Annotated in this window: 19 protein-coding genes and 2 pseudogenes; 10 read left to right on the forward strand and 11 right to left on the reverse strand. The window is 35.5% G+C overall.

All coding sequences use genetic code 11. The features are described from left to right. Positions 1 to 35: 35 nt before the first annotated feature. The 6 genes from HMPREF3112_RS06415 to HMPREF3112_RS06440 form a co-directional block, all read right to left on the reverse strand. Entirely contained in the window at positions 36 to 1,520 is a 1,485-nt protein-coding gene (locus HMPREF3112_RS06415; protein ID WP_070438732.1) for a tyrosine-type recombinase/integrase, read from the reverse strand. A gap of 9 nt (positions 1,521 to 1,529) precedes the next feature. Continuing rightward, the gene (locus tag HMPREF3112_RS06420) at positions 1,530 to 1,778 is read right to left on the reverse strand and encodes a hypothetical protein (RefSeq protein ID WP_070438735.1); all 249 of its coding nucleotides are present in this window, start codon (positions 1,776 to 1,778) and stop codon (positions 1,530 to 1,532) included. A 65-nt stretch (positions 1,779 to 1,843) separates the two neighbouring features. After that, positions 1,844 to 2,872 carry a replication initiation factor domain-containing protein gene (locus HMPREF3112_RS06425; RefSeq protein WP_070438738.1) on the reverse strand — a complete coding sequence of 343 codons (1,029 nt, stop codon included), beginning with the start codon at positions 2,870 to 2,872 and terminating at the stop codon, positions 1,844 to 1,846. Between the two features lie 2 nt (positions 2,873 to 2,874). Next, complete coding sequence (locus HMPREF3112_RS06430; protein ID WP_014632500.1) at positions 2,875 to 3,306, reverse strand: hypothetical protein; 432 nt, start codon at positions 3,304 to 3,306, stop codon at positions 2,875 to 2,877. A 274-nt stretch (positions 3,307 to 3,580) separates the two neighbouring features. Further along, positions 3,581 to 4,036 carry a hypothetical protein gene (locus HMPREF3112_RS06435; RefSeq protein ID WP_014632499.1) on the reverse strand — a complete coding sequence of 152 codons (456 nt, stop codon included), beginning with the start codon at positions 4,034 to 4,036 and terminating at the stop codon, positions 3,581 to 3,583. Then, positions 4,036 to 4,251, reverse strand: a complete 216-nt coding sequence (locus HMPREF3112_RS06440; protein WP_070438740.1) for a hypothetical protein — start codon at positions 4,249 to 4,251, stop codon at positions 4,036 to 4,038. The genes HMPREF3112_RS06435 and HMPREF3112_RS06440 overlap by 1 nt, the downstream gene beginning before the upstream one ends. A gap of 320 nt (positions 4,252 to 4,571) precedes the next feature. On the opposite strand from HMPREF3112_RS06440, the gene HMPREF3112_RS06445 reads away from it, so the two are divergent. Together HMPREF3112_RS06445 and HMPREF3112_RS06450 are read left to right on the forward strand one after the other, a co-directional pair. Then, positions 4,572 to 5,492 carry a helix-turn-helix domain-containing protein gene (locus HMPREF3112_RS06445; protein WP_014632498.1) on the forward strand — a complete coding sequence of 307 codons (921 nt, stop codon included), beginning with the start codon at positions 4,572 to 4,574 and terminating at the stop codon, positions 5,490 to 5,492. Between the two features lie 166 nt (positions 5,493 to 5,658). After that, positions 5,659 to 7,143, forward strand: coding sequence for an RNA-binding domain-containing protein (locus tag HMPREF3112_RS06450; RefSeq protein WP_014632497.1), 1,485 nt, complete (start codon positions 5,659 to 5,661; stop codon positions 7,141 to 7,143). 326 nt (positions 7,144 to 7,469) lie between these two features. Here HMPREF3112_RS06450 and HMPREF3112_RS06455 read toward each other — a convergent pair whose 3' ends face one another. The 5 genes and pseudogenes from HMPREF3112_RS06455 to HMPREF3112_RS06475 all read right to left on the reverse strand — a co-directional run bounded on the left by HMPREF3112_RS06455 (position 7,470) and on the right by HMPREF3112_RS06475 (position 18,302). Further along, the gene (locus tag HMPREF3112_RS06455; protein ID WP_231724218.1) at positions 7,470 to 10,397 is read right to left on the reverse strand and encodes an NACHT domain-containing protein; all 2,928 of its coding nucleotides are present in this window, start codon (positions 10,395 to 10,397) and stop codon (positions 7,470 to 7,472) included. Between the two features lie 233 nt (positions 10,398 to 10,630). Further along, positions 10,631 to 12,466: an ImmA/IrrE family metallo-endopeptidase gene (locus HMPREF3112_RS06460; protein WP_060973098.1), complete on the reverse strand. Its 1,836-nt coding sequence runs from the start codon at positions 12,464 to 12,466 to the stop codon at positions 10,631 to 10,633. A 15-nt stretch (positions 12,467 to 12,481) separates the two neighbouring features. Beyond that, positions 12,482 to 15,616 carry a type I restriction endonuclease subunit R gene (locus HMPREF3112_RS06465; protein ID WP_070438743.1) on the reverse strand — a complete coding sequence of 1,045 codons (3,135 nt, stop codon included), beginning with the start codon at positions 15,614 to 15,616 and terminating at the stop codon, positions 12,482 to 12,484. Continuing rightward, complete coding sequence (locus tag HMPREF3112_RS06470) at positions 15,609 to 16,709, reverse strand: restriction endonuclease subunit S (RefSeq protein WP_070438746.1); 1,101 nt, start codon at positions 16,707 to 16,709, stop codon at positions 15,609 to 15,611. The genes HMPREF3112_RS06465 and HMPREF3112_RS06470 overlap by 8 nt, the downstream gene beginning before the upstream one ends. Next, positions 16,699 to 18,302: pseudogene (locus tag HMPREF3112_RS06475) on the reverse strand (N-6 DNA methylase). Before HMPREF3112_RS06475 ends, HMPREF3112_RS06470 begins: the two are co-directional and overlap by 11 nt. Positions 18,303 to 18,829: 527 nt before the next feature. Between HMPREF3112_RS06475 and HMPREF3112_RS06480 the strand changes: the two are divergent. From HMPREF3112_RS06480 to HMPREF3112_RS06515, 8 genes and pseudogenes are all read left to right on the forward strand, one after another. Continuing rightward, on the forward strand, positions 18,830 to 19,264 hold the full coding sequence (locus HMPREF3112_RS06480; RefSeq protein ID WP_070438751.1) for a sigma-70 family RNA polymerase sigma factor: 435 nt from the start codon (positions 18,830 to 18,832) through the stop codon (positions 19,262 to 19,264). A 153-nt stretch (positions 19,265 to 19,417) separates the two neighbouring features. After that, positions 19,418 to 19,732: a hypothetical protein gene (locus tag HMPREF3112_RS06485; protein WP_070438756.1), complete on the forward strand. Its 315-nt coding sequence runs from the start codon at positions 19,418 to 19,420 to the stop codon at positions 19,730 to 19,732. Continuing rightward, entirely contained in the window at positions 19,732 to 20,808 is a 1,077-nt protein-coding gene (locus HMPREF3112_RS06490; protein ID WP_070438753.1) for an AAA family ATPase, read from the forward strand. The genes HMPREF3112_RS06485 and HMPREF3112_RS06490 overlap by 1 nt, the downstream gene beginning before the upstream one ends. A 2-nt stretch (positions 20,809 to 20,810) precedes the next feature. Next, complete coding sequence (locus HMPREF3112_RS06495; protein WP_060973103.1) at positions 20,811 to 21,428, forward strand: hypothetical protein; 618 nt, start codon at positions 20,811 to 20,813, stop codon at positions 21,426 to 21,428. A gap of 194 nt (positions 21,429 to 21,622) precedes the next feature. Continuing rightward, the gene (locus HMPREF3112_RS06500; protein WP_060973104.1) at positions 21,623 to 22,210 is read left to right on the forward strand and encodes a replication protein; all 588 of its coding nucleotides are present in this window, start codon (positions 21,623 to 21,625) and stop codon (positions 22,208 to 22,210) included. Next, positions 22,200 to 22,460, forward strand: coding sequence for a MerR family transcriptional regulator (locus HMPREF3112_RS06505; protein ID WP_060973105.1), 261 nt, complete (start codon positions 22,200 to 22,202; stop codon positions 22,458 to 22,460). Before HMPREF3112_RS06500 ends, HMPREF3112_RS06505 begins: the two co-directional genes overlap by 11 nt. Before the next feature lie 89 nt (positions 22,461 to 22,549). After that, positions 22,550 to 23,815: a tyrosine-type recombinase/integrase gene (locus HMPREF3112_RS06510; protein WP_060973106.1), complete on the forward strand. Its 1,266-nt coding sequence runs from the start codon at positions 22,550 to 22,552 to the stop codon at positions 23,813 to 23,815. Between the two features lie 503 nt (positions 23,816 to 24,318). Next, positions 24,319 to 25,120: pseudogene (locus HMPREF3112_RS06515) on the forward strand (serine/threonine protein kinase); the annotation flags it as partial.

The raw sequence follows: 25,120 nt of genomic DNA on the forward strand, positions 1-25,120 counted from the left end.
CATCTAGTTTTTATCTGATTAAAGTTTAACTTTTGTTACTCAATCAACTTCTCTAGCTTTTCAACCGCTCCTCTCATGGTGTCTTTTTGTTTCTTAATCACGTGGAGATAGACACGTTCAATCTCCTTAGAATCCTCCGAGTGTCCGACAAATTCTCGAATGGTTGGGAGATCAATGCCTTCACTTGCCATAATGGAAATAAAACTATGGCGAAACATATGAGGAATGACATGAATCGGTCTCCCAAAGTCTAGGAAATTATCAATATCCTTATAGGACTTACCTGCCTTCTTATTATACTTTACTGACTGACTAGAACCACCTCTCAGGAATTGTGATAGCTCGTTGTGATAAAACGGAGAACCTTGCCGATTACCTGCCCTGATATAAGTTCTAGTAAAGAGATATCCCAAGTCTTGGTAAGTCGGATTGAATTGAGCTTGAAACTTATTTCTGTCAATGTAGTGTCGCAAGATTTTCTCTACCTCAGGGCTCATTGGAATCGTACGAACACTTTCCTTAGTCTTAAGGTCTGCTCGGTAACGTTCCTTTTCATCAAGATTAAGAGATTCCATAACCTCATCTGATTTATTTTTACTTGACCTCTGCCAATGAACCTTTATCCACTTTCCCTCAAAATCAAGCATATCTTCATTCAAGCCCAAAACTTCACTTGGTCTCATGCCTGTTAGGAAAATCATTCTCAACACATCTGCGATAAGTTGATTATCAGGCCTATTTGTCCAGCTTTCTATCAGGCGGAGAACATAGTTAACTTCGCTTGCTTCTAGGTATTTTTCCGCAATATCTTCACGTTTCCTGTTTTGCTCCTCACTCTTTGTCAGAACTCGCCTTTTAACCTTGTTATTAGCAATCGGGTCTTGTGTAAGAGTAATTTGTCCATTTTCCACTGACCAGTCAAAAATCATCTTAAGATAGATGTGCAGGTTTCTTGCCATGTGCATAGAAGAAACATTGATAAGATTTTGAATTTCATCTGTCATAGAGGCAAATTTTGTGATAGACATTCTTGTATCAAAGTTAGGCTCAATATAACGGTTGTAGATAGTAACCCTTGTTTTAAGGGTATTATTGGCTGGCTTAACCCTCTCATGCCATGCTCTAAAGGCTTTACCATAAAGATTTCCATCTTCATCAAAGGGCTTGGCGATTTCTTCTAGGGTTAAAATCCTCTTTGCTTTCTTGGGTGTTACGCCTATTACCTCAGCAATATAGTCATCAACTAATTTATTTAGTTCTTGCGTGACCTGTGTAATCAGTTGCGAGTTTTTAATATCACTGACCAAGAGACGCTCTTTCCCTGATGATGTTTTCTTACTTGGTCTTGCCTTAGTAGTAAACCATCCTTTACTAGCACCTGTAGAAAGGTATTTCTTGTGAGATTTTTTAGTAATAGGGTGGGTAAATCGCATAGCGAATTTCACCAAGACGTTACCCGCCTTATTAGGGTCTGGTCGCCAAGAACTGATGATGAGTACTCTTGAACCATTATCTCTCATAGGTACCCCCTACACCATCTTTGCAACATACTGGTTAGCAATTTTGTAGTCAAACCATACTACAAAGACTTCCGAGTGGATAAAGACGTTGCCATGCGTTCCTTTGATACCGAAGGCGTATGGACTGTCTTTCATCTGACGAATGTAGCTATTAAGTGTTGCAACTGTCATGCCATGCCAGAGTTCATCTAAAAAGACAGATTTTCGGTACCAGTTACGGGTCAAGTCAAAATCATGTTCTGTTTTTAATATTGCCATTGAATTCTCCTTCTATTCTAGTTATAGTCAAGATAGGTATTTTTAGAAAGGCGGATTGTAGCGTTTTACAAGTCGTCTTTTCTTATGCCCCAATAAGCTGAGCTTAATTGCTCTTGTTTGTACTGCTGAATGTCTGTTTCGTCTACTTTCGTTAGCTTAGATATACCAAGCTCAAGTAGGTGCTGAATATAATTATCTGCCTTTTCTTGTCCATGTGATTCTGCTTTTGCCACATAGAGTTTCCCGAGTGTTCGTGAGACTTGTTTTTCTGTCCATAGCTCCGACTGTTTTAGAGTTGGCTTCGTTCGCTTAACACTCAAGACAGTCTTTGCTTTTGTCTCTAGGTAGTCATTCCACCACTTTACATTTTTTCTTCGCCAACGGTTAGAATCCTTGTCTCTCGGACTGACAAAACGATAATGTCCGTTAATTGCCTCAAAGTAAATCTCTTTGAGAGGTCGCCCATCTTTCATCTGTTTAGCTAATAAATTTGCCTTTTCTTGCCAACATCTAAGCTCTGCCCTTGTCCATGATGATGGCGTTTCTGGTAAATCTTTGTCTAGTTTTTTCTCTAACAGCTTGTTATAGATACACCATTGCTGAGTACCTCTAACACCAATCGTTACCATCTCACCAACCTTTTCACCATTTTCAAGAACACTCTTTTCATGGTAATCAAAGGTTTTAGCAGTTGATATGCAGAGTTGCCTTTTACAGTAACTGTAAATAAGTGGGACGGATAGGCTGTCGTCAAAGATATCATTGGCAATATCTAGCCTTGTGACGTTACTATGATATTCAGAAATACGCTTCATTAATGTTACCCAATTATTGACATTGCTTTCCATGTATTCTTCATATTGACGGCACCCCTGCCCTCTCAGTTCGATAAATACCCCCATTTTCGATTCCCAATCCTTATTGAAATAAACCTTTATCTCTGAGAAGGCATAATGCCGTTGGTACTTGTTTATACCCCATTCATTGAGGACAAACTTGTCTTTAGGAAGAATGAGGATTTTCTCAATGACATCATCTGGGGCTAAGCCTTTAATCGTTACAGCTAAGTAGTCTAACATCACTGAGTTATCCATGTTTAGGCTCCAATAAATTTAATATCGGTTGCCACTAGCTTTAAGCCACCCCAATTTCCACCACCATTATTGTTAGCTCGCCAACCAAGGTGGACTTCTGGATTTACAAGTTCTACTACGAGAGAGTTCAGCTCATCCTTTTCAACGGATTTAGCTAACTTGTCAAGATTATCTACAATCTCCAAACGAATGCTCTTAAGGTCATCAGAGGAATAACCTAAGTCTTTCAAGGCCTGAATTTTGTCTGTATCTTGTACAGAACAAGTAATTTTAGCCACTTCATCTGTCGCAATGCTTTCGCCATTGATATTTTTATAGACTGGAGCAACCCGTGAAGAAAGGATAGTCACTTTCTTTGGAATGTCAAATTGTGATTTATCCAATTTCAAATCGCCTACTTTCACAGTTTCGTCTGTTAAGTTAAATTTTGTCATGTATTTTTCTCCTGTTCATAAAAGCTACGCATACATGAAATCTGTCGTAAACCATTGATAGCATGGGCTTTATAAAGGTTCTTTCATAAATTTTGCTTCAAATCACCAAATCCTTTGCGTATCAAGGGATTTGACCACAATTCATGTATGTGTGCACCCCCTAATAGGGACTGGGGTGCAAATGTCAAATCGAGTTCAGCCGTTTACCACCTTCCCCACCTGCTCTGGGCTACCGTGTTGACCACTCGCCCAGCGGTGGGGTGGCGAACCGTCTTCATCGATGAAAGAAGCCAAGTCTCTTAGATGATTTCTCTTTAATCTCTTTCTCCAAGGTCTGGATTCTAGCCAGAAGCACTTCTAACTCCTGTTTCAACTTTGCTAGGTTCCTTCGATAATCCTCTTGGATTTCCTTAAAGGAGACCTCTAGCTCATCAACAAGTTCTCTAATAGGCTTTTGAGAATCATTTTCTTTAGAAAACCCATAAGCGCTTAGAATTGCACTTTCTAGCCCCAACGAAGACTTCTTATCAGCAATCGTTTGAAAATGGTTTAGGTCATCTTCTGTAAAAAGATAAACTTTAGAATATGAGTTTCGACCCGTTCTCACCCTACTTTCTTTAAATTGAGTATCGGTCAGGCTTTCAATTTTTAAGCGCCACTTTTTCAGTGTTGAAACTGAGTTAAGACCGTCAACCCTGTCCACAACTTCTTGATAATCGTATTCACTCATTAGCTTACCTGTGTTTTCTGATTGAGAAAGTCAATCACAATCTGCAAAGCTCTAGATTCAATTAATCGCTCAGATCCCGTACCCTTGATAAGGTTATTGAGCTCTCTGTCATCCAAATAATTACAATACTCTGGTTTGATTAAGACTATCTCTTTTGTCTCTTGTAAGTAGACTACCCACTCTATTATTTGTAGTTCTATACCTGTTAAATTCATAATTACCCTCTTTTCTGATTTTGGATAACTACCATGTATCCGAAATATCTGGTATAATTACAGCAATTAGATTTACTGTCCTTGAACGATGTACTAGGTTGTTCAAGGATTTTTTGTACCTTCCTTTCTTTTTTTGATTATTAGATTAGCTCCTTTCTATCGAACATATACGTTTTTATGTACGAATGATGTAAATTTTTTTGAGCAATCCTAATGCTCACCAATAATTATATACGATATCATACACGGCGTCAAGTGTTATCTCCAAAAAATGTACGATTTTATAAACTCCTGTGTTATAATTGTCTAAGAGGTAACTTATGTTTGAAATACTTAAACCTGATAAAAAGTCTGTGGGGCGAAGACTTAGACAAGTCAAGGATGAATTAAATTTATCCTTTACAGATTTTGGAAATCGTCTAGGACTCAAAAAATCAACCATTAATGCATATGTTAGAGGAGATAACTTAGCTCCTCTTGAAGTTTTAGAGAAAGTGTCAAAAATCTATGGGAAACCTGTAGGTTGGTTTTACTATGGAGAATTAGAAGAATACATTGAACTTTATCTTAGAAAACTCGGTTATGGTAAATTTCTAGACGAATATCCTGAAACCCCATTAAAGATAAAAGATGAGCTTTTTAGGATTAAAACAGATCCAATACAATCAGTCACAACTAACGGAGGGGTAAGCATTGGAACATTTGAAAATCCTGACTGGGAAAATGATTTTGGTTACCCAAGTGAAGGCTACTTAGACGACATCTTCTTTGAAATGCTCTATGACACGCTAAAAAATTCAATTAGACAGGAAGCTCAGAACTATCTAAGTCAGCAAAGGGGTCTTGATGATACTAAAGTCAAAGAACTTTCTGATTACTTTGCCAATCAAATCTATACTTCATATGATTTTATCGGAAATCTAGAAAATCTTACCAAAGATAAAATCAAACAAGAAGTTAAAGAAGGCTATGAACGCCTACTTAAAGATTCACCTCAAGTAGGCGTAGAAGTTAGCTATGATTCCAATTACTTACTTGGTTTTCTGATAAATACACTTGCGGATAGCCAAACAACAAGACAACTACTTTCTGATATATCCCAAGCAACAGTCGGTATGCCTTTTTCACAATTTTATGAAGGTCATGAATTAGTTGAGGTCATTCAATCCGTTAGACCACGCCTGATAGAACTTTATAACAATACAACCTTTGACGATTGGACTGACTGGGCGGAAAAATAATCATTTGTTTTCGCGTGATTTTCGCGTGATTTTCGATACCCTTTTAAAACTAACTACTCAAAAATGCCTTAAAATCAATCAAATTTGAGTGTTTTCGAAACAAAATTACGCGCGGTTTTCGCGTGATTTCCTATAAATTGATTTTTAAAAGTTAGGAGGAAGAGATGTGAAATTAAAAATTGAAGGAAACGATTTAGAATACAAAAAAGCTAAAAATGCACTCCCCGATTCTTTCTGGGAAACATATTCTGCTTTCGCTAACACCAACGGTGGAAAAATTATTTTAGGAATTGATGAAAAGAATGAAGATCCTTATCAAGGGGTAAACGACCCTCAGAAAATTCGAGATAATCTATTTGCTTTAGTTGCAAACAAACAAAAAGTTAGCTGTAACTTGCTAACAGATAATGATATTGAGTACGTAAGTATTCCTGATAAAGAACGTCAGCTTATGGTAATAACAATACGGGAAGCCAGTAGTGACCAAAAGCCTGTCCATCTAAAAAATGATTTCAGAGAATCTTACAAAAGGTTAGGGGAGGGGGATGTTAAACTCGACAAGGAAGAGTTGAAATATCTTATGGCAAGTTCTCATGATGATATTGATAGCGAACTCCTAACTAACTATGACGAAAATGATCTCAATATTGAAACAATTAAGGAATATAAAAATCTATTAGTTGAGCTAAGTGGAAATACTAAGTATATCAATATGCCACTCAGAGCCTTCTTAACTGAAATTGGTGTGTTCAAGAAGGATAGGACAGATGGCATCTATAAGTTGACCGCAGGAGGATTACTGTTTTTTGGAAAATATAATTCTATAATTTCTAGGTACCCTAAATTTCAATTAGACTACTTTGAAAAGGATAACTCACTTTCTACTAGGTGGAATGACAGAGTTTCGACAGGGGATATGATGTACCCCGATTTGAACATGTATGACTTCTTCAATTTGGCATATAAGAAATTAACTGCAACAACAAACGATAGGTTCGAACTCAATGATGAATCTGCCCATCGTTTACCATTTAAAAAAGACTTATCTGAATCCATACGTGAAGCACTAGTGAATTGCTTAATGCATGCTTACTATGATTTTGATTCACCTATCGTTATTACCGCATATAATGATTTTTATGAATTTAAGAATCCTGGAAAAATGAAAATTTCCATCCCTGAATTTATACATGGTGGTACATCCAAAACACGAAATAGTACTATTTCATCACTATTTAGAAGAATCGGGATGTCGGAAAAGGCTGGCTCAGGTGGTCCTAAAATTTTTGATGTGTCAGAAAAGTACAAGTTGAAAATTCCTGAGGTCACAACTACTTTCGATAGCACAATCGTAACCATTTGGAAAGTAGACTTATTGTCTTCATACCGAAACATATCAAAAGACGAAAAGACTATTCTCAAGTATATAATCGAAAATGGAAACATCAGCAAAAATGATGTCATTGAGAATAATCTGATGACAGAATATAAGTTTAGAGAAAATTTGAAAACTCTGCAAAATAAGAGATATATAGAAATCGTCGGAAAAGGGCGTTCAACCAAATATGTACTCCCTAGAACCTCATCTGAACAATATCACATCATCAAACAACAAATTAAAAACCTTGGTGATTTTATGACCAAACACTAAAATTTGTCTGATTTTTGTCTGATTGAAACCAAACCAAGGTCAAAATCACTCTATCTTATCAATAATTGAAGAATTGAAAAACCCATTAAATCAACGTTCCTGCTCATCATGAATATTGCTAAATCACACATTACACTCACTGAGGTTAAGTAGACATTCAGTACACGTCAGCTGGTGTGAAAAACCTTGATTTTAAGCGATTATTGAAATTTTAAATTTCAATAGATTGCGATAAAAATCAGCCGAATGACTACATTTTTGACTACATTTTTTGTGAAATAAATACAAAATTTCGGATATATAATAAAAGCTCTCTAATAAATTGATTAGAGGGCTTTTATTGTCTTGTTTTCTAGCATCTGTTCCCTGTCGACATTACTATTAATAATTCTATAATCAAAAACACCAAAAATCTCCTCTAAACTGTTCTTTATCTCTTTATGGACATAATCACTTAATGGAGTATTTTTACTAATATTTCTTGAGAATAAAAGATTTGAGAAAGCACTCTCATGAGTAGAAATATCTTTAGGAACTCTATTTAACAAATTGTAACTTCGTATTATTTCATCATATACTCCTTCATAATTCTTAAACGAATCACTATGAGATACTTCAACTAAATTTTTATCTCCTGAATATGCTACGTGATAATATCCTATCCACGGATTACTTTCATCATCTTTGTAAGTGATAAGTAATTTGTACGGCATATCTTGAAACTTTGAAAAACATCTATAAATTTTAGGAAAGTTATATTTCACCATTTCCAGATAACTCACTTCAGCGAAATTAAAAAATGTTTCAACTATTTCTATTTTTCTTTTCGTAGAATATAAGTTCATTGTTAAGCCATTTGATTCTGAATATTCTCTATCACGACCAGGTATGATAGAACTCCTATAATCCACACCAGAGTGTAGTAGAATAGATAGCAATTTATTTAAACTAAACAACTCTACTCCTTCCGATGTTGTATAGCTTAAAACTTCCGGACAATCTTCAAGGGCTTCATCTATCCTTTTTCTAACCTCTTTACTCATCAAAGAAATTTCATCAATATCTTTAAGCCAAGATAACCTATCTATGGTTTCTTTTAAAAGTTCACATAAAATATAGTTACTTGCTGGTAATGATTGTTTTTCTAATATATCTTGCAAATTAGTTTTAATAAGCTCTACTGCAATTTTTCGCCCACTATCCCCTATAAATCCTGATAACTCCAAGTTTATATAATGCGTAACCATCCCAGTGGTTTTTAAAAATATTGTAGCTTGATATTCTTGACTCAGTAGATTAGAGCTAACAACTTTTACATCTGGGACACTTTTATCCACGATATCAAACCAATAATAAAGACTATTTTCTACTATACTTCCAGTAATCCCGATTTTAGAATCCACTTGATTTTCTGTTATAAATGGTTCAAACTGCTCAGATATAGGATGAAAATAATTCTCTACTATAAATGAATAAGTTTTATGAATTTCTGATAAAATTCGTTCCACATGATTCTCTATGGAAAAATCAGTTATTCCATTATTTCTCAACAAATCATTTTTAGAATTAACACATTCAATATAGAGAGGTAGGTTATGCTGTAGAACAAAATCTAAAAAATTGTCCTGTTCATTAATAGTAGAAAATAATCCTGAGATAAAAACGACTACCTCTTGCCATTCTTCATTATAGATAAGCTTCTCAAGAAGTTCAGTATCGGATGAAATCATCAGGTTATTTGTAATATAGTATGCCGCAGTAAACTCCCTAAATAGTTTATGAGAAAAAGTAATTCTATCTGAAGTATCAAAAATTCCAAAATTTATGAAATAATCAATTAGATTTCTTTTATTAGGTGTAGAAACTGGATAAGCACTTATTATTTTATCTACTTCGCTATATGTAAAACTAGATTGATTAAAATTCTCATAAGAAAATTTGCCAAAAAGATTTAATGTTTCATGTAGGGACAATTCTGAATAACTATTTTTGTATCGATAATTCTTTTCAAAATACTCTGTAAAAATTTGAGTTCTATTGAGCAACTCCTTATTTTGTCTATCAACCAAAATAGTTTTACCAATTTTATACAGTAAGGGATTTCTAAATAACTCAAGATATGATGGAGGAAGATTACTATACCATCCAAGTCTAATTAAATCTCTTTGAATTATACTATCAACTAGGTTCGTTAGTCGGAAGCTCTTATCTTCTCCGAGTTCATGCTTATATCGATTATTTCGTGTTGTGAAAAAGAAAAAATTTTGATTATATTGTGTCATTAATTGATTTGCTTCAGAAAAAAATTTCAATCTCTTTTTCTCATCAATAATATCATCAATGCCGTCGAAGAACATTGCCAATTTATTATTAACAAATAGTTGATTAATAGCTTCTTTAGAATTTCCTTCACAGAAAGGGGCCATTTTCGACTGAATAATATCGAATAATGTTACTAAACCATCCTCATACTCTATTAATGGAACATAAACAGGAATTAGTTGATAATCAGAATATTTTGCACATAATTGATTTATAAGCTTAAAGGTTTCAAAAGTTTTTCCAAATCCTGCTTCTCCAATTAATACAACTTTATGATGTTGTAAAAGGATATCTAATGAATCTCTCTCTTTACCCCCTTCTGTATCTTGAAATAGATAACGTTCAAAATAGTCGGACTGAACAAAAGAATCACCTGATGTTGTTAATAGGGTTTCAATATAGGAGCGTGTTCTAAAATTTCCACTTACAATCTGTTTTAATAATGAATTATTATCATCCACTATTTCTGTTAAGTACTGCAACTGCCTTTCTATACCATCAACAATTTCCTTAATAGTCCGACATAGTACCTGTGATTCCGAGGTGCTTATTTTATTAAGTTGTTTAAATATGATTTCAAAATATTTTTGAATAATCTGCTTTAACTCAATATTATATAATATATACTTAGGGTGTTTTTCAACAAACAAATTCATGTAAAAATCTACTGATTGATTTATTGTTTTCGATTGTAAAACATCTTGGTTAAGAAAATTTTTTATTATTTTTTCAAGAACATTCTGTTCAATTAAAAATCTATCAAAATCTAGATAATATTCCCTGTCTCCATATTGTTTTAATATTAACACTTCAACTTCGTTCTTTAGCCCTTTTATAACGAATCTTAATTTTATTTTACCTATAAGTCCATTAAAGTAATTTCCTAGTTGCTCTACTAATAGATTTTCCATTAATGATAAAATAACTACCATATACGAAATCCTTTCATATTTGAATTATAACATAAGGATAGAATTCTCTTCTCGTTTAATTCATATTTAAAATGTCATCTAGATTACATTCAAGTACATCACATAATTTTTCTCATTGTTCCATTCAGTACAAGATATTTTCTTGATTTGTGGTTAAAAGAAGGTTGAGAGTTCGACTAGCTACATTAGGAGATTTCTAAACTGAGAAATTTGGACATACAAAAGACTCTAGCTTAAATGCTAGAATCTTTTTTTATAGTCAATGGTGGTAAATTGTTTTCAAGTAATATTTGATTACAATCCTCCACAGTATAGTCGGAAGAACTCAAAATCATAAGATTATAGAGCATATCTTCATCCGTAGATAATGAGCGCAAACTTCTACCAGCCCGCTTTAATAATTCATCACTCAGTTGAAAATGAAGTGACATGGCTATACATAACGCTACAACAGTTTGAACAGATGGTTCTTTGATGTGATTGTTTTGAAGTTTAGAAATATATTCTACAGATAATAGGGATAAGTTCGATAGAGACTGATTGGTCAATTTTCGATACTTCCTTAGATAATTTAACGCACTACCAAAATCATACGGTAATTCCCTTAAGGCTTGACTCAACTCCGAACTTAATTCACTTAGTAACCGTGCTCTAGACTCTATGTCTAAATTCCTATCATTAGCTGGATACTTGAAAGATGGAGTGATACTCAGTTCAGCTGAATTATTCAAAACATTGATAAATGTTACTCTTGAATAGCTTTGATTATGATTTATTTTTTCAAAAACAAGACAACACTCATCCATATGTGTTCGAGCATAGTAGGTCATCTTAGGAATATCATCTTCAGATAAAACTACATATTTTGGTTCGTTTAAACAAATATGAGAGTCAATATAGATTAGCCCACCTTCTGTTAATCTATTTTTAACGGATTGATGTTCTAAAAGTAATTTTGACAAATCCTTTAGCCCTATTGAAAATGTTTGGTCAACTCCTAGAAAACCTTTTTGCCAAGAATGAGCTGGAACATAGCGACCATCAACATAATTAAATGCTCCTCTAGCCTCTTCTATCCCGAATTCTGCCAAGCGTTTTTGAGCTGCTATAATAGTCACCCCAAAATAATTCGCTGTGGCTTTAATTAAATCTTCAATGATATCAATCATTGAGTTCACAGGTTTATTTTCTTTTAATTCAGCATACTTAGCTTTGACAAACTGCTGGGTCATCACTTTAGGCATCATGAGTTTAGGGGCAAGGCTATGTACTTGCCATTCCATCCAATCTTTCTCATCAGCTTCCTCAGTTGTTGAAATTTGGGTTACGCTGTCAGCAGAGCCCTTCTCTAGTTCTACTGAATATCTGTGTAAAATCCAATGTAAGCACTCATGAATAATAGTATTATTAACTGTCCCTGATGGTCTTATTTTTTCCAAATTACCATCGATAACAATTGTCCCCTCGGATATTCCTCTCTCTGTGTCGTCCTCAAAATAAATCCTTCCAAAAATGGAGGTGTCAGGGTTAATTTCTACAAATTCAACTCTGAGCCCCAACGTTTGAGCTAATGCATAAGGATTGATTTGCATGGGTGATTGAAGAGATTCTGGGTAATATAATGCTAGAATTGCTTCTGCGGTTTTGTCTAACTCATTTTTCCATAAAAAAGGTACTAGTTTATCTGTAAAAGGATGTTCAAAAAGGCTTAGTTCACCTTTCTTATATGGGGTGACTTTATGAATTTGAAAACCATGAAGCCCATCTTCTACACGTGCCGTACAAGAAACACGTAACCATCGATTTTTCTTTTGACTAGATGATGTTTTATAAAGCTCAAACCACACAACATCCGCATATATGTTTAAGATTACGTCAATATCAATTAAATCATCATCTCTATTTCCCGCATAAACATATTTAATCTCACTGAACTCAACATAAATTGACCCTGATACTCCATTCCTTAAAAGCCCCAAACTAAGTGCGTTTTGTACAAAGTAATCAGTCCCTGCTATAGACACCTCATCAAAGTAATGCTCTTTTACATAATTTGTAATTGAAGCCATATATCCTCCTAGGTATCAATTTGTAGACTTTTTAAAGTTCTCAGCTTGTCCAAGTACTTGCTCAAAGACTTCATCATTCCATTGCGGTGGGTACCCGTTTTCGTAGAGTAATATCGTTAAATCCATGTTCAGCTGACTCTTAATGTCCTCACGACTTGACCAGTCTGCATACTGAGCTTTGTCATCAACCAATTCTTTAATAGCTTTAGCTAGGTCAATACATTTTTCATCAGCATATTCAAATTCATGTTCATCACGAACCTTGATAAGAATGTCATAAAAGGCTTTTTCTTCATAAGAAATTCCTAAATCTTTGAACGAATCCATATCAATTTGAAGGTCTTTCAAAATCTTCATGATTTCATCCGAAAGGCTATTGATGAAATCTGCTGTCACCTCAGAAATAAAGATTTGACTATCTCTGTTATTATAGGCTTCAACAACTCTATCTAGTCTCTCTGAAAATTCAATGGCTTTAACCTGATTAGTTCCGCCGTACTGGTCAATGGCACGTTTTAACAACCTAAGCAGGGCATTAAATTTGGTGATTGGCATTTCTAAAGCATCCAGTTCATCTAGGAAACTTTCATCAAACAGCTCTTGCTTATCATTATTAACAATATCCTCTACACCCGTTGAAGCTATCGCATTCTCAATCATTTGTTGAACATGCTTGTTCATCATTTCAGCATCGGGTGCATTGCCTTTGGTCTGTTTATAAATAATTGAGCGGATTGCCATGTAAAATTGAGCTTTCTCTGTTTCCTCATCTGTGAGCTCTCCAGAAGGAAATACAATCTCATAAGCAGACTTCATTCGACGTGACAGGTACATAAAACGTACTTCCATGTCGTGAAGTCTTTGAACGTACTCTGCCCCTCTGTTAAGACAAAGCAATCTCTCTGCAGGCGTACCATGATAGAAGTCTGAAGCATCAAAATTAACCAGCAATTCATCAATTAAACTCAACTGATTTCTAAAGATTTTCAAGGTAATCTCCAGTTCATCAATCGGACTTTCTTGCTCACCACCATAGGTTTTGATGGCTTCTAACATGGCTCTCTTGATTCCGATATAGTCAACTACCAAACCATGGTCTTTCCCTTCAAAGACGCGATTTACACGGGAAATCGTCTGAATGAGGGTATGTTTTTGAAGGGGTTTATCAATGTACATAACGGCAAGGGATGGTACGTCAAACCCAGTAATCCACATATCCACTACAATAACAATTTGAAAGTTTGAATCATTGTTTTTAAATTGAGCGTCTAACATCTTACGGTGTTTAGCATCTCCCAATAAATCATACATCTCCTTGACATCATCTTGGCTACGAGTTGCAACTATATTGACTTTAGGAAGAGATTCTAACTTCTCTAGTTCCTGCGGTGATAAGTCCTCACGCTCTGTTTTCTTCGCAATGAACCATTCTGGACGAACTGATTTTATAGCTTGGTAAACGTTAAAAGCATGTTCACGGTTCGAACAAACAACCATGGCTTTTTGAACAATCTCAGGTTTCTCACTAACTACCTTTTCATAGTGTTCAACAATATCATCAGCTACTTTTCGGATTCGGTCTGGGTGATTTAAAATTTGTGTCACCTTAGACATGGTACGTTTACTTGCCTCTATCTGCTCAATATTGGCACCTTGTTCCTCAACTTCTTTGTAATAGTTGTCAATCTCAGCAACCTGTTCTTCATTCGTGATAACACGCGCTAGACGTGGTTCATAGGAAATACGAACCGTAATGCCGTCATCTGTTGATTCCTTCATTGTGTAAGATTCAACCACTTCACCAAAAACATGGATAGTCTCATCAATTGGTGTTCCTGTAAAACCAGCATAAGTCGCATTTGGAAATGAGTCCCTCAGATACTTTGCAAAGCCGTAAGAAGTTTCAACGCCAGCCTCTGTGTACTTCAGCTTAGAACCTACATTGGTCTGTGTACGGTGTGCCTCATCTGAAATACAGATGATATTTGTCCGTTCCGAAAGCAGTCCTGTCGCCTCTTCAAATTTTTGAATCGTGGTAATGTAAACACCACCACTTTCATTGATAGATAACTCTTGCTTAAGTTCTGCTCGACTTCCAATCGTTTTAACTTTTTCTGTTTTCAGGTAACGTTTTGACCCTTCAAAAAGTTTACTAGTCTGGTCGCTTAAATCCTCACGGTCAACCAAAATAATCACCGTTGGAGATTTGAAGGTTTCTCGGTCATGTGTAGCTAGCAAGCGTGACAAGAAAAGCATGGTATTGGTCTTACCTGAACCAGTCGCACCAAAGTAAGTACCTCCTTTGCCGTCTCCATAAGGTTTTAAATGCAATTTGATATTTTCCAACATCTTTTTGGCTGCAAAAAACTGAGGATAGCGTGTCACGATAGCTGTATCCTTCTTATCAGAATCAGGATAGTAGATGAAATCTCGTAAAATAGCCACCACTCTATCTTTGGCAAAAGCTCCATGAATCATGGTCAAAAGAGCAGAGATACCGTTAGATACCTTCTCATCATCATTTGCCTTATTCCATGAATAGTAGTATTCATAAGGAGTGAAGATAGAACCCAACTTGGTATTAGCTCCATCAGAAATAACTGACAAGAAAGCATACTTCATCAGAGATGGAATATCCCTATTGTAGCGAATGGTAATCTGCTTCCAAGCGTCATAGACAGTTGTTGTCTCCTGAATGGCTGTTTTAAACTCAAAAATAGCAACAGGAATCCCATTGATAAAGAGAATCAGGTCAGGTCGTCGCTCACGGACATCTTGAACAGTATATTGATTAACAACTTTAAAAATGTTATTTTCTGGATTCTCAAAATCAATATACTCAATATGAATCGGTGCTAGCGCTGAGTCATCACGAACTAAGTTAAAACCCTCATTTACTAGATAAAACGCTTCACGGTTCCCCATATAAAGTGGAGTGTTAGGGACATATTTAATTTTATTGATGACCTTTTCAAGTTCTGTAGCGGTTAGATTTGAATAGCACTGGCTCAGAAACTCCCTCATATCTTCTTCCAGTAGAATCTCATCATACTTGCGATGAAGTTTATCGCCATTGATATAGTCATAGCCTTGTTCTTGAAAAAGCTCAATAATGGCTTCTTCAAGCTGAGCTTCGGTAAATTTAGGCATTGGCATTCGCCTCCTTTATCGCCCCAGCAATCAAAATAGGGCAAATATCCTTGATTTGCTTCTTAAGCCTCTCATTGATTTGCTTGCGTGTGATATAGGCATTGTAAATATCTACAATAGATTGTTGAATATGGATGTCAGGAATAGGGATTTTAATTTCATAAAATCTTTTCAAATCTAAATTTGCTCGAATACTACTGTCACTCAAAAACCACCCGAGTCTATCCACTTCTTTTCTACTAAACCACATCATAATATACTCTGGTAATACATTTTCTTTAGTTACTAAAATAGAATAGGCTGGTGAAACCAACGCAGGTTCATCTTCTGAATATAAGGCGATACGAATAACTTCATCTCTACCTGTCTGCATTGAGCTGTATGCAAGTTGGTCTTTCTCTATAATCTTATACCGCTCAAGTTTTTCAGAAGTTGATTTTGATGCCATAAATTCTTTATTGATATTTATTCCTAAGACATTTGATAACTGATTCCCAGTGTTTCTTTTATCAACCTCGCTAAAGAGATTTCCAACGTATTCAAATTGACAGGTTCTCTTGAAAATATCTAACTCTGCATCACAAACAAGCTTCAAATCTTCCAAGCCATTCTCATAAGCTTTTTGATTGGCTAACATGGCTTTATAAATCGCTACATACTTTTCTTGAACATGGAGAGGTGGGAGATCGAGTTGGATGTCCAAAAACCTCTCCCAATCCAAATTACCTCGAATAGAAGCATCCGTACAAAACCAAGCATATCGGTCAAACTCAGACGAAGTGAATATCATATTTAGATAATCAATATTGACAATGGAAGTATCGATAACCCTAAAGACTGTATATGCAGGAGATACGACAATTTCTTGATTATCAAAGTTTAAAGCTATAGGAATTTTTTCATCTCTGCCTACGTGCATTAAATTACATGCAAACTGATTGTGACCAACGATTTTATAGTTTGATGTATTAGAACCTGAATTTTTAGAAGGCATAAAGCGTTTTTGAATGTTTATTCCAGAAATATTGTTATGATTCTCTGTACCACACTTTACAGATACTTGTTCAATTAATTCTATTAGCTTATAATTCATACCCAATACCCTTAAATGCTTTTTCCATACTAGCTTGAGATTTTTTCTCTAGTTTTAAAAGCTCCTTCATTTCTGCTTGAATACGTGCCATTTCAGTGTCATAGTCAATTTCTAAGTCGTGGTCGATGAATTCTACATATTTTGATGGTGCAAGAGAATAGTTAGCTTTGCGAATCTCCTCAAGACTTGCTGATTTGCATAATTCAGCTACATCTTCATAGCCCTCACCTGTTTGCCAGGAGTGATAAATTGCTTTTACATCAGCAATTTGCTTATCAGTCAAGACTGTTTTTTTCTTTTTCTTTCCTTTTTCGACAACATATTGCTCTACATGGTCATCCCATCGCCTTAAGTCACAGAAAAGAATTTCATGTTCACGATTACGGTATTGATGACCGTTTTTCAGGCCACCTTTTTTATTGTTGTTCAAAATCCAAAGCGTTACTGAAATATCTGTCGTATAGAACATATCACGAGGTAAGACAATAATCGCTTCGACCTTATCATTTTCAATGAGCTGTTTACGGATTTCATACTCTACACCATCGGCATTCAAAGCACCATTAGCCAGAAGAAAGCCTGCGACACCATCCGTCACATCTAATTTCGATAACATGTGCAGAATCCAAGCATAGTTGGCATTTGAAGCAGGTGGGACTTTATATCCTTCCCAGCGAGCGTCATTTAGCAACTCTTTTTTCCCACGCCAATCTTTTAAGTTGAATGGCGGATTAGCCATGATGTAGTCACAACCTTCATATCCTTATGTTGGTCATCTGTAAAGCTCGAACTTTCGCCATAAGGCTTATTCCCGAGGTTATATGAAATTCCTCGAATCGCAAGATTCATTTTTGCCAAGCGACGGGTATCAGGGTTCTTTTCTTGACCAATGATAGAAATGCTTTTTTTGTTGCCATGGTGTTGCTCAACGAATTTCATAGACTGAACAAACATTCCTCCAGAACCACAAGCAGGGTCATAAACTCGCCCAGAATATGGCTCAATAAGTTCAGCAATCAACTTAACTGCTGAAGGCGGAGTATAGAACTCCCCCTCTTCTTTGGTACTCATCACTGCATAAGATTGCATGAAATATTCATAAACACGCCCAATCAAATCCTCTTCATGGAATTTATTTTGGTCAATCTTATTGATTTCGTCAATCAAGTTCTTTAAGGTTCTAATCTCGGCACCTAAGCCAGCATAGAAGTTTGACAAAAGAGCACCTTCCAGAGAAGGATTATCCTTTTCAATCGTTGCCATGGCTGTGTCAATTTTAATAGCTATATCATTGGAGCTTGATTCTTGAACAAGATAAGACCAGCGACTCTCTGGTTCAAGATAGAATACATTCTGTGAAGTGTATGAGTCTTTCTTCTCTGCTAAAATCTTTACCAATTCAGGTTTGTCAGCATATTCACGACTAATCTCCTGACGGCGATTTTCAAACTTATCACTAGCAAATTTAATAAAGACTAGACCAATAACGGCATCGCGGTTCTTTTCTGTTCCACCTGCTCCACGTAAAGCATTACGGCAATTAAAAAGAATTTGCTCTAGAGTTGCCTCTTTAGAAACTGTTTTTTTAGCCATTAAAAAGCACCTCCATTCTTAGTGAGTGAAGGTGTTTTTTTGCGTGCTGAAAAAAGGTAGAAACTACCTGCTGTGCTGTGTTGTGTTGTGTTGTTAGATTGTTTCACAACTGTTCTCCTAATCAAATTTTACTTACTACTATTATATCACGTGAGAAAAGTTTTTGAAAAAAGTTACGTGTTTTATGAACTAGGAGTTCATGTTTTATCACAGAATTAGCCCATAATTTGAACTTTATACTATAAAAATCCCTTAACAGTCACCCTAAAACACATGAACTAACAGGTCATGGGAAAAGTGATTACCATCAACTACAATGTAAACATAAGATGAAAATCTTAACAAAATCATTTTTATAGTCCTATATTGATGCGCATCAAACGGACGGATTGAAACTCAGAACATAGCTACATCATCAGGTGTAGACTGTGCCAACTGTTTCGCCGTTTCTTTGGTGTGCATTTTTTCATACTCAATTCGGCAAACTACTGTGTTTCTCTTCCGTCCTAGGACGGAAAGGAAACTTTATGACTAACAAAGTCGAAGATAAACGTGAACGTAAAATTGCAAATGCTGTTAAGAGTGGCGATTGGAGCGGAGTTGATAAACTGCTCAGTCAAGCAATGGATAACCTTGAACGCAAGGAACGCTATTATGGCAAGACTAGTCTAAATGCTACTGTTACGAACGAAGGACGAGCAACGGAGCTTATGGATTTATATCCTGATAATACTTATAACCCCATTGAACAGTTACTTATCAAGGAGCGTAATGAACACCTCTACAATATCCTCTCTAAGCTTCCAGAAGTTGACCTTCATATTTTCTTAGAAATTGCACTCTATGGCACTTCTGCACTACAACTGACGAAAGAGACACCATTCAAGAGCCATAAAACCGTTAAAAAGCACTATGAGGACACCCTTAATATCCTAAAAGAAGAACTCGGAAAATATTTCTAAAAAACTTATAGCAGGAACTACCAATTTCCTGCTTTTTTCTCCTTATAGATAAGGAGGTAAGAAATTATGACCTAACAAGAGTCCAGCTCAAGACTAAAAAGGAGCACATCGACCTAACTCTACAAACACAATGAAAGATAAATGGTGAAAACTATGAAAACTCGTAATCGCAAAGGTGGCTACTCAGCCAATACAGCAACTGAATATATTGACATCAAACAAGCAATTCATTGCTTGAGCACTGAACTTGAACCTCAAATGAGATTTGAAGACGGTCAGCCAACAGGGGAAATTATTGCTCATAAAGCTTGGTTCTCTCAAAAAGGACTTCCACTCTTCCAAGTGAAATTTGAATCTGAGGTAACACTGCCTGCCTATATGACTATGGTTGAATTTGAGAACCTAGAAGCCTGTGAAGTTGGCTATAATGTCTATTTCCGTGCTACTAATATTAAGGAGGTTAAATGATGACGAATAAAGAACTAGCTCAATACCTGCTCCAAAGTCTCAATATGGGACTTGGAGCCCTCATGCAGGGGGAAACTAGCTATACCAACAGCTTTGATACTAAGATTATGTCTGACGGCTTTCTGTTTATTCCTCGCTTACCTGCAGGTTATATCATTGATGATGAACTCTATCAGAAAATTTTCTTGATTGCCAATGCTTCCCTTTACCCACGTTATACCCTCTTAAAGCAAAATTCAGCCTATTTCATGGCATTAGATACTGATGACATACATGTTCAGCGAGGGCTTTTCTTTCCTTGGAAAAAAGGTGTTTCTGAGCGTTTAGTCATCTCAGATTTAGAGGAATTTTCAAAAATGCAGGAAAAAGATATTCTTCCAATTATGAAAAATCTTACTCTAAACTTTAATAAGGTCACTTCGCTAGCAATTGCTGGTAATAGTGGCTCTGGGAAGTCATATGCTCTTACCTACTTTCTAAGTTTATTAAAAAATTATTCTGAACTTATTATTGTAGACCCAAAGTTTGATACGCCGTCTCGCTGGGCTCGTGAAAATGGTATTGCCGTCATTCATCCTCAAAAGAACCGTTCAAAATCAGATTTTGTTTCGGAAATCAATGAAAATCTCAGCAATTGTCTAAATCTCATTCAGCAACGCCAAGAAATACTTTACGACAATCCTGAACATCAATTTGACCATTTGACAGTTGTCATTGATGAGGTACTTGCCTTGAGTGAAGGAGTAAACAAGACTATTAAGGATTCATTCTTTTCACTCTTGTCTCAAATTGCTTTACTTGGACGTGCCACTAAAGTCCACCTATTTTTAGTCAGCCAGAGGTTTGACCACAATACAATACCTGTATCAGTTCGTGAACAATTGAATGTACTGGTTCAAATAGGGAATATCAATAAGAAAACGACACAATTTCTCTTTCCTGACTTAGACCCTGAAGGAATTGTTATCCCAATAGGTAAGGGAACAGGACTCATCCAAATCATCGACAATGAACATCCCTATCAAGTTCTTCCTCTTCTTTGTCCTACCTACTACGCTAAGAAAGGTATACTCTAAACATGAAAAAGACTTTCTTTCAAAAATCATACAATCTTATTTCCTCCCTTCTTTTCGTTGGGCTAATTAGCTTCATACTCAGTTTCGCTTTCAATCTGCTTGTAAAATTGTTTGGAGATTTTGATATCCCATCTTTGAATAGTTTTATCATCATTATCCAAAATAAACTTATTCTTCTAGGAAGCTACACAAGCCAAATAGCCACCATACTTGTACTAGTTGCTGTTTCTCTGATTATCGTTGAGTTAACCCAACGAATGATTAACGATAGTATTTTGAACTACTTCAAGTCTGTCTACCAGACGATACGCCTGCGACAATTTCTCAGACAAGATGATAAATCAGAGTCTGCTATCACGATTGATAATCAGACAACCATAACAAAATTCAATCCAATTCTTAAAAATTTCAACCAAACAGTAGGAAAAGCAACTGTTGATGTCAGAAAAAGCACTGTTGTCGTCTTTCTCAAATATCCAAGGACACAACAAGCTCAGAAACTTCTGAGAGATATGGAGGCTCATATCAAGGAAGAAATTTCTAGCCGTAATCCAAATTATTATTTTTCTTCACCTAATCGGGAAGGAAATAAGCTCTGGTTTAAAGCTACAAGAAGATAAGGAAAGGGCGGTGCTTGGCTCACAAAGTGAAAGCCAAAGGCACTGCCCTTTCAAACTCTCTAACTTAGCTATGTAATGGGGCTACTACGACCCCCATTACACCAATAATCAATAATCACAGTTTTGAAACAAGACTACCAAAATCACCCTAAAATTCTCCTAACAGATAAGAACTAGAAACGAGGTACCTGCCTATGGCAAAAGAAAAACGTTCTAACAAATGGGCTTTCCTTCTCTATCAAGAGAGTGCTCCTGAAAACTATTTGGAAATCCTTGAAGAAATGCACGTCCCCTTTGTGCTCAGTCCATGGCATGATAAAGATGTCAATAGACAAACAGGTGAGTTTAAGAAGTCGCATAAACATGGCGCTTTGTTCTTTGATTCACTTAAAAGCTACTCGCAAGTCTCAGAACTTTTGACAGAGAAACTAAACACACCTAGTCACGTTGAAATCGTCATGTCCCCTAAAGGTATGTATGATTACTTTATCCATGCTGAAAATCCTGAAAAGACACCTTACGATATCGAGGATATTGAATCAGGGTGTGGCTTTGAACTTGATAAATTTCTTATAAGCAATAACAACGATGAATTTCTTTCGACTGTGATTGATACTATTGAGGAGCATAATTTCACAGAGTTTAATAATCTTGTCATATATGCTCGTGAGGAAAACCCATTACTACTGAGTGTTATAGTTGATAAAACCTACTTCTTTGCGAAATATCTTGACTCTCGTCGTCACTCAGGCTATGGAAAGGACAACGATAATGACCAATAATGAATATGCCAAATTAACCCAAATTGAACAATTGTTAAATACCTTATTAACCATCATTCAACATCAACAAGAACAACAGAAAAGCTCTAACATCGTCACTCAAAAGGAATTGTTGTCAATTCTTCAGATTTCTCCTAACACCTTAAAATCGTGGGAGAAAACTGGTCTAAAGAGGCTTGAACCTCCTATAGAAGGAACACGTACAGTCTATTACAAAATGGAAGATGTTATAAAATACTTAACTCCTTAATCCAAAATGTGCTAAAATAAAACTATCACAATAAATAAATGTGAGGTTGTTATTTTAGCCTTTTATATATCCGAAATAAGAAGGCTACTATGCAAAAAGAAACTATCATTCACAACAATCGAAAGATAACAAAAACTACAAAAAACAACGGTACAATCAGCTACACTCAAAGAGGTGTTTATATTGGGATTGATGTTAAGACTGGTAAAAAAGTCACCTCATCCATCACTGCCAAAACTTTACGAAGTCTTGACCGAAAAATCATGCAGGCTAGACTAGACTTTGAAGAAAAAGGGGCTACCTTAAAAGAGACTCTTGTCATCAATAATTTTGAAGAACTCGCAGAAGCGTGGTTCACTAGCTTTGTAACATGGGTGACCTCACAAAATACTATCAACCGTGTTAGAGGATACTTAGATACTTATATCATTCCAAAATTTGGTACTTATAAGCCTGAGGAAATAAAATCTGTTGATATTCAAGTATGGGTAAACAAACTTGCTCAACAATCAAAGAAATCTGTGGAATCAGGCGCTAAAAAGTCTAAAAAAGGACATGCCAAAGAGTTTGGGGCTGTTATCTATAAATTAAGTGATATTTTCGACTACGGTATTACCAACTTTGAACTCTCTTATAACCCAGCTAAAACAATAAAAATCCCACCTAAACCAAAACCATCTAAAGAGCGTATTATGGTGTTACATGAAGATGATTTAGCAACTTGGCTGAACTATCTAAGTAGCTTACCAAATACACGGGCTAATAGACGTTTTAAGGTCATATGTGATACCTTGCTAGCTTCTGCTTTGCGTATCAATGAACTGCTTGCAATGACCGTTCATGACCTTGATTTTGATAACAATGAGCTTATTGTTACCAAAACACTTATGTGGAGAGCTGCCAATAAAAAGCTTGGCATCAAGGGGGAGGTTGTCTGCAAAAATAGCGCTAAAACAGACTCAGGAAATCGCAGGGTCGCCGTTCCTAGAAAAACATTGGAAGACCTTAGAGATTTTCATAATGAGATGAACACTTACTTTGAAAAGTACGATTTACCCCCTACAGACCTTATTTTCCCGACTATCTATGGGAATTATATGTGCGATAGAAACGAGCGTACAACGCTTAAAAAGCGCCTCTCAGAGCTTGGCTTACCTGATTATGGTTTCCATCTGTTTCGTCACACACATGCTTCTATGATGCTTAATGCAGGTGCAAACTGGAAAGAGCTCCAAATCAGAATGGGGCATAAGTCAATCAAGACAACCATGGACACCTATGCTGAACTAGCACCTAAGAAAAAGTCTGAGGCTGTTGATATTTACCTCAAAGAAATTGCCAAACTTACATCTTAATAAAATGACTACATTTTTGACTACATTTTATTAGACAGGAACTCAAAAACGTTGATATAACAGCGTTTATAGCATGCTGAAATAACACTAATAAACCTTTACAGAAGTAAAATAAGGATTCAATACGAATCAATACAAAAGAAAAACGCTGATTTCAAGCGTTTTTTCTTTTTGTCAATTGCAGTTTATTGCACTGTATTTCAATTCAAACTCTACCTTTTTCTCTACCTTTTTATCGTAAAATCTGATTGGACACGGTTTGTGTCCAAGTGATTTATAAATAGCTTTATATCAACCTTTAGCAAGGTTGTACAACTTATTCATAAAAAATAAATAGATCTGATTGAATGAGATCTTTCATTTTTCTGTCAATTAAGCAAATTAAATTGACCAAATAAATTGTTGATATATAAAAAATTAAGTAAGTGTATTACAAAGATAGTCTTCTTTATTTATAGTGCTATAATGAATCTATTAGCTTATTTATGATAGAGGTATCGTTATTGATCAATCCAGAATTTTACAAAACACTTGCAAAAATATTCTGTGGGGATGAAACAGAATTATTTACCTATAAAACTGGCCCACAGTTAGTAGACTTTTTTAATAGCTATTTCGGTTTTAGTGATGTTTACCGTCAAGGGTTCCCAACAAGATGGGTTTATGTAAATGATAAATTACTAAGTTTCTCTGAAACTGGTAAACTTGATCTTTTTTTCAGCATTATATTGAGCAAACAATATCTTTTAACAGAACGTTAAAAAGGTGAAGTTGATTCTTTAGAATACCAACAAAAGGTTTTAACGGAATTAAATAAAGTCTGCTCAATTTATTCATTGTATTTGTCAAAAAAAGGCAATGAATTCTTCTTAGTAGAAACCAATCAAGATTTAGTAGAAATCGGAAAAGGTGGATTTGCAGATATTTTTCTACAAAAATCTACAGGATTAGTATTAAAAAAATTAAATGAAGACTCGGTTAGACATGAATCGCTAAGAAGTCGATTTCGTAGAGAGTTTGAAATTACAAAATCATGTTCAGATATTGAAAGTATTATAAATGTATATGACTTTAATATCGATAATTATTCCTACACAATGGAAAAAGCGGATTTTACTTTTGCTAATTATATTAAAGAAAGCGAATTACCAGATGAATCAAAATTTAATATTTTACGGCAAATACTTCACACTATATCTCTAGTGCATAAACGAGGAATTTTGCACAGGGATCTAAGCCCTACTAATATTTTCTTCATAAACGGAATAGTTAAAACCACCCGTGAGAACGGGTGGCTTGCTCTTC

Source organism: Streptococcus sp. HMSC10E12, from assembly GCF_001807855.1.
Classification (GTDB): domain Bacteria; phylum Bacillota; class Bacilli; order Lactobacillales; family Streptococcaceae; genus Streptococcus; species Streptococcus salivarius.

Excerpts from the sequence above, each read along its gene's own strand:
- HMPREF3112_RS06415 (WP_070438732.1), bottom strand. The coding sequence starts at position 1,520 with ATGAGAGATAATGGTTCAAGAGTACTCATCATCAGTTCTTGGCGACCA.
- HMPREF3112_RS06420 (WP_070438735.1), bottom strand. The coding sequence starts at position 1,778 with ATGGCAATATTAAAAACAGAACATGATTTTGACTTGACCCGTAACTGG.
- HMPREF3112_RS06425 (WP_070438738.1), bottom strand. The coding sequence starts at position 2,872 with ATGGATAACTCAGTGATGTTAGACTACTTAGCTGTAACGATTAAAGGC.
- HMPREF3112_RS06430 (WP_014632500.1), bottom strand. The coding sequence starts at position 3,306 with ATGACAAAATTTAACTTAACAGACGAAACTGTGAAAGTAGGCGATTTG.
- HMPREF3112_RS06435 (WP_014632499.1), bottom strand. The coding sequence starts at position 4,036 with ATGAGTGAATACGATTATCAAGAAGTTGTGGACAGGGTTGACGGTCTT.
- HMPREF3112_RS06440 (WP_070438740.1), bottom strand. The coding sequence starts at position 4,251 with ATGAATTTAACAGGTATAGAACTACAAATAATAGAGTGGGTAGTCTAC.
- HMPREF3112_RS06445 (WP_014632498.1), top strand. The coding sequence starts at position 4,572 with ATGTTTGAAATACTTAAACCTGATAAAAAGTCTGTGGGGCGAAGACTT.
- HMPREF3112_RS06455 (WP_231724218.1), bottom strand. The coding sequence starts at position 10,397 with ATGGTAGTTATTTTATCATTAATGGAAAATCTATTAGTAGAGCAACTA.
- HMPREF3112_RS06460 (WP_060973098.1), bottom strand. The coding sequence starts at position 12,466 with ATGGCTTCAATTACAAATTATGTAAAAGAGCATTACTTTGATGAGGTG.
- HMPREF3112_RS06465 (WP_070438743.1), bottom strand. The coding sequence starts at position 15,616 with ATGCCTAAATTTACCGAAGCTCAGCTTGAAGAAGCCATTATTGAGCTT.
- HMPREF3112_RS06470 (WP_070438746.1), bottom strand. The coding sequence starts at position 16,709 with ATGAATTATAAGCTAATAGAATTAATTGAACAAGTATCTGTAAAGTGT.
- HMPREF3112_RS06480 (WP_070438751.1), top strand. The coding sequence starts at position 18,830 with ATGACTAACAAAGTCGAAGATAAACGTGAACGTAAAATTGCAAATGCT.
- HMPREF3112_RS06485 (WP_070438756.1), top strand. The coding sequence starts at position 19,418 with ATGAAAACTCGTAATCGCAAAGGTGGCTACTCAGCCAATACAGCAACT.
- HMPREF3112_RS06490 (WP_070438753.1), top strand. The coding sequence starts at position 19,732 with ATGACGAATAAAGAACTAGCTCAATACCTGCTCCAAAGTCTCAATATG.
- HMPREF3112_RS06495 (WP_060973103.1), top strand. The coding sequence starts at position 20,811 with ATGAAAAAGACTTTCTTTCAAAAATCATACAATCTTATTTCCTCCCTT.
- HMPREF3112_RS06500 (WP_060973104.1), top strand. The coding sequence starts at position 21,623 with ATGGCAAAAGAAAAACGTTCTAACAAATGGGCTTTCCTTCTCTATCAA.
- HMPREF3112_RS06505 (WP_060973105.1), top strand. The coding sequence starts at position 22,200 with ATGACCAATAATGAATATGCCAAATTAACCCAAATTGAACAATTGTTA.
- HMPREF3112_RS06510 (WP_060973106.1), top strand. The coding sequence starts at position 22,550 with ATGCAAAAAGAAACTATCATTCACAACAATCGAAAGATAACAAAAACT.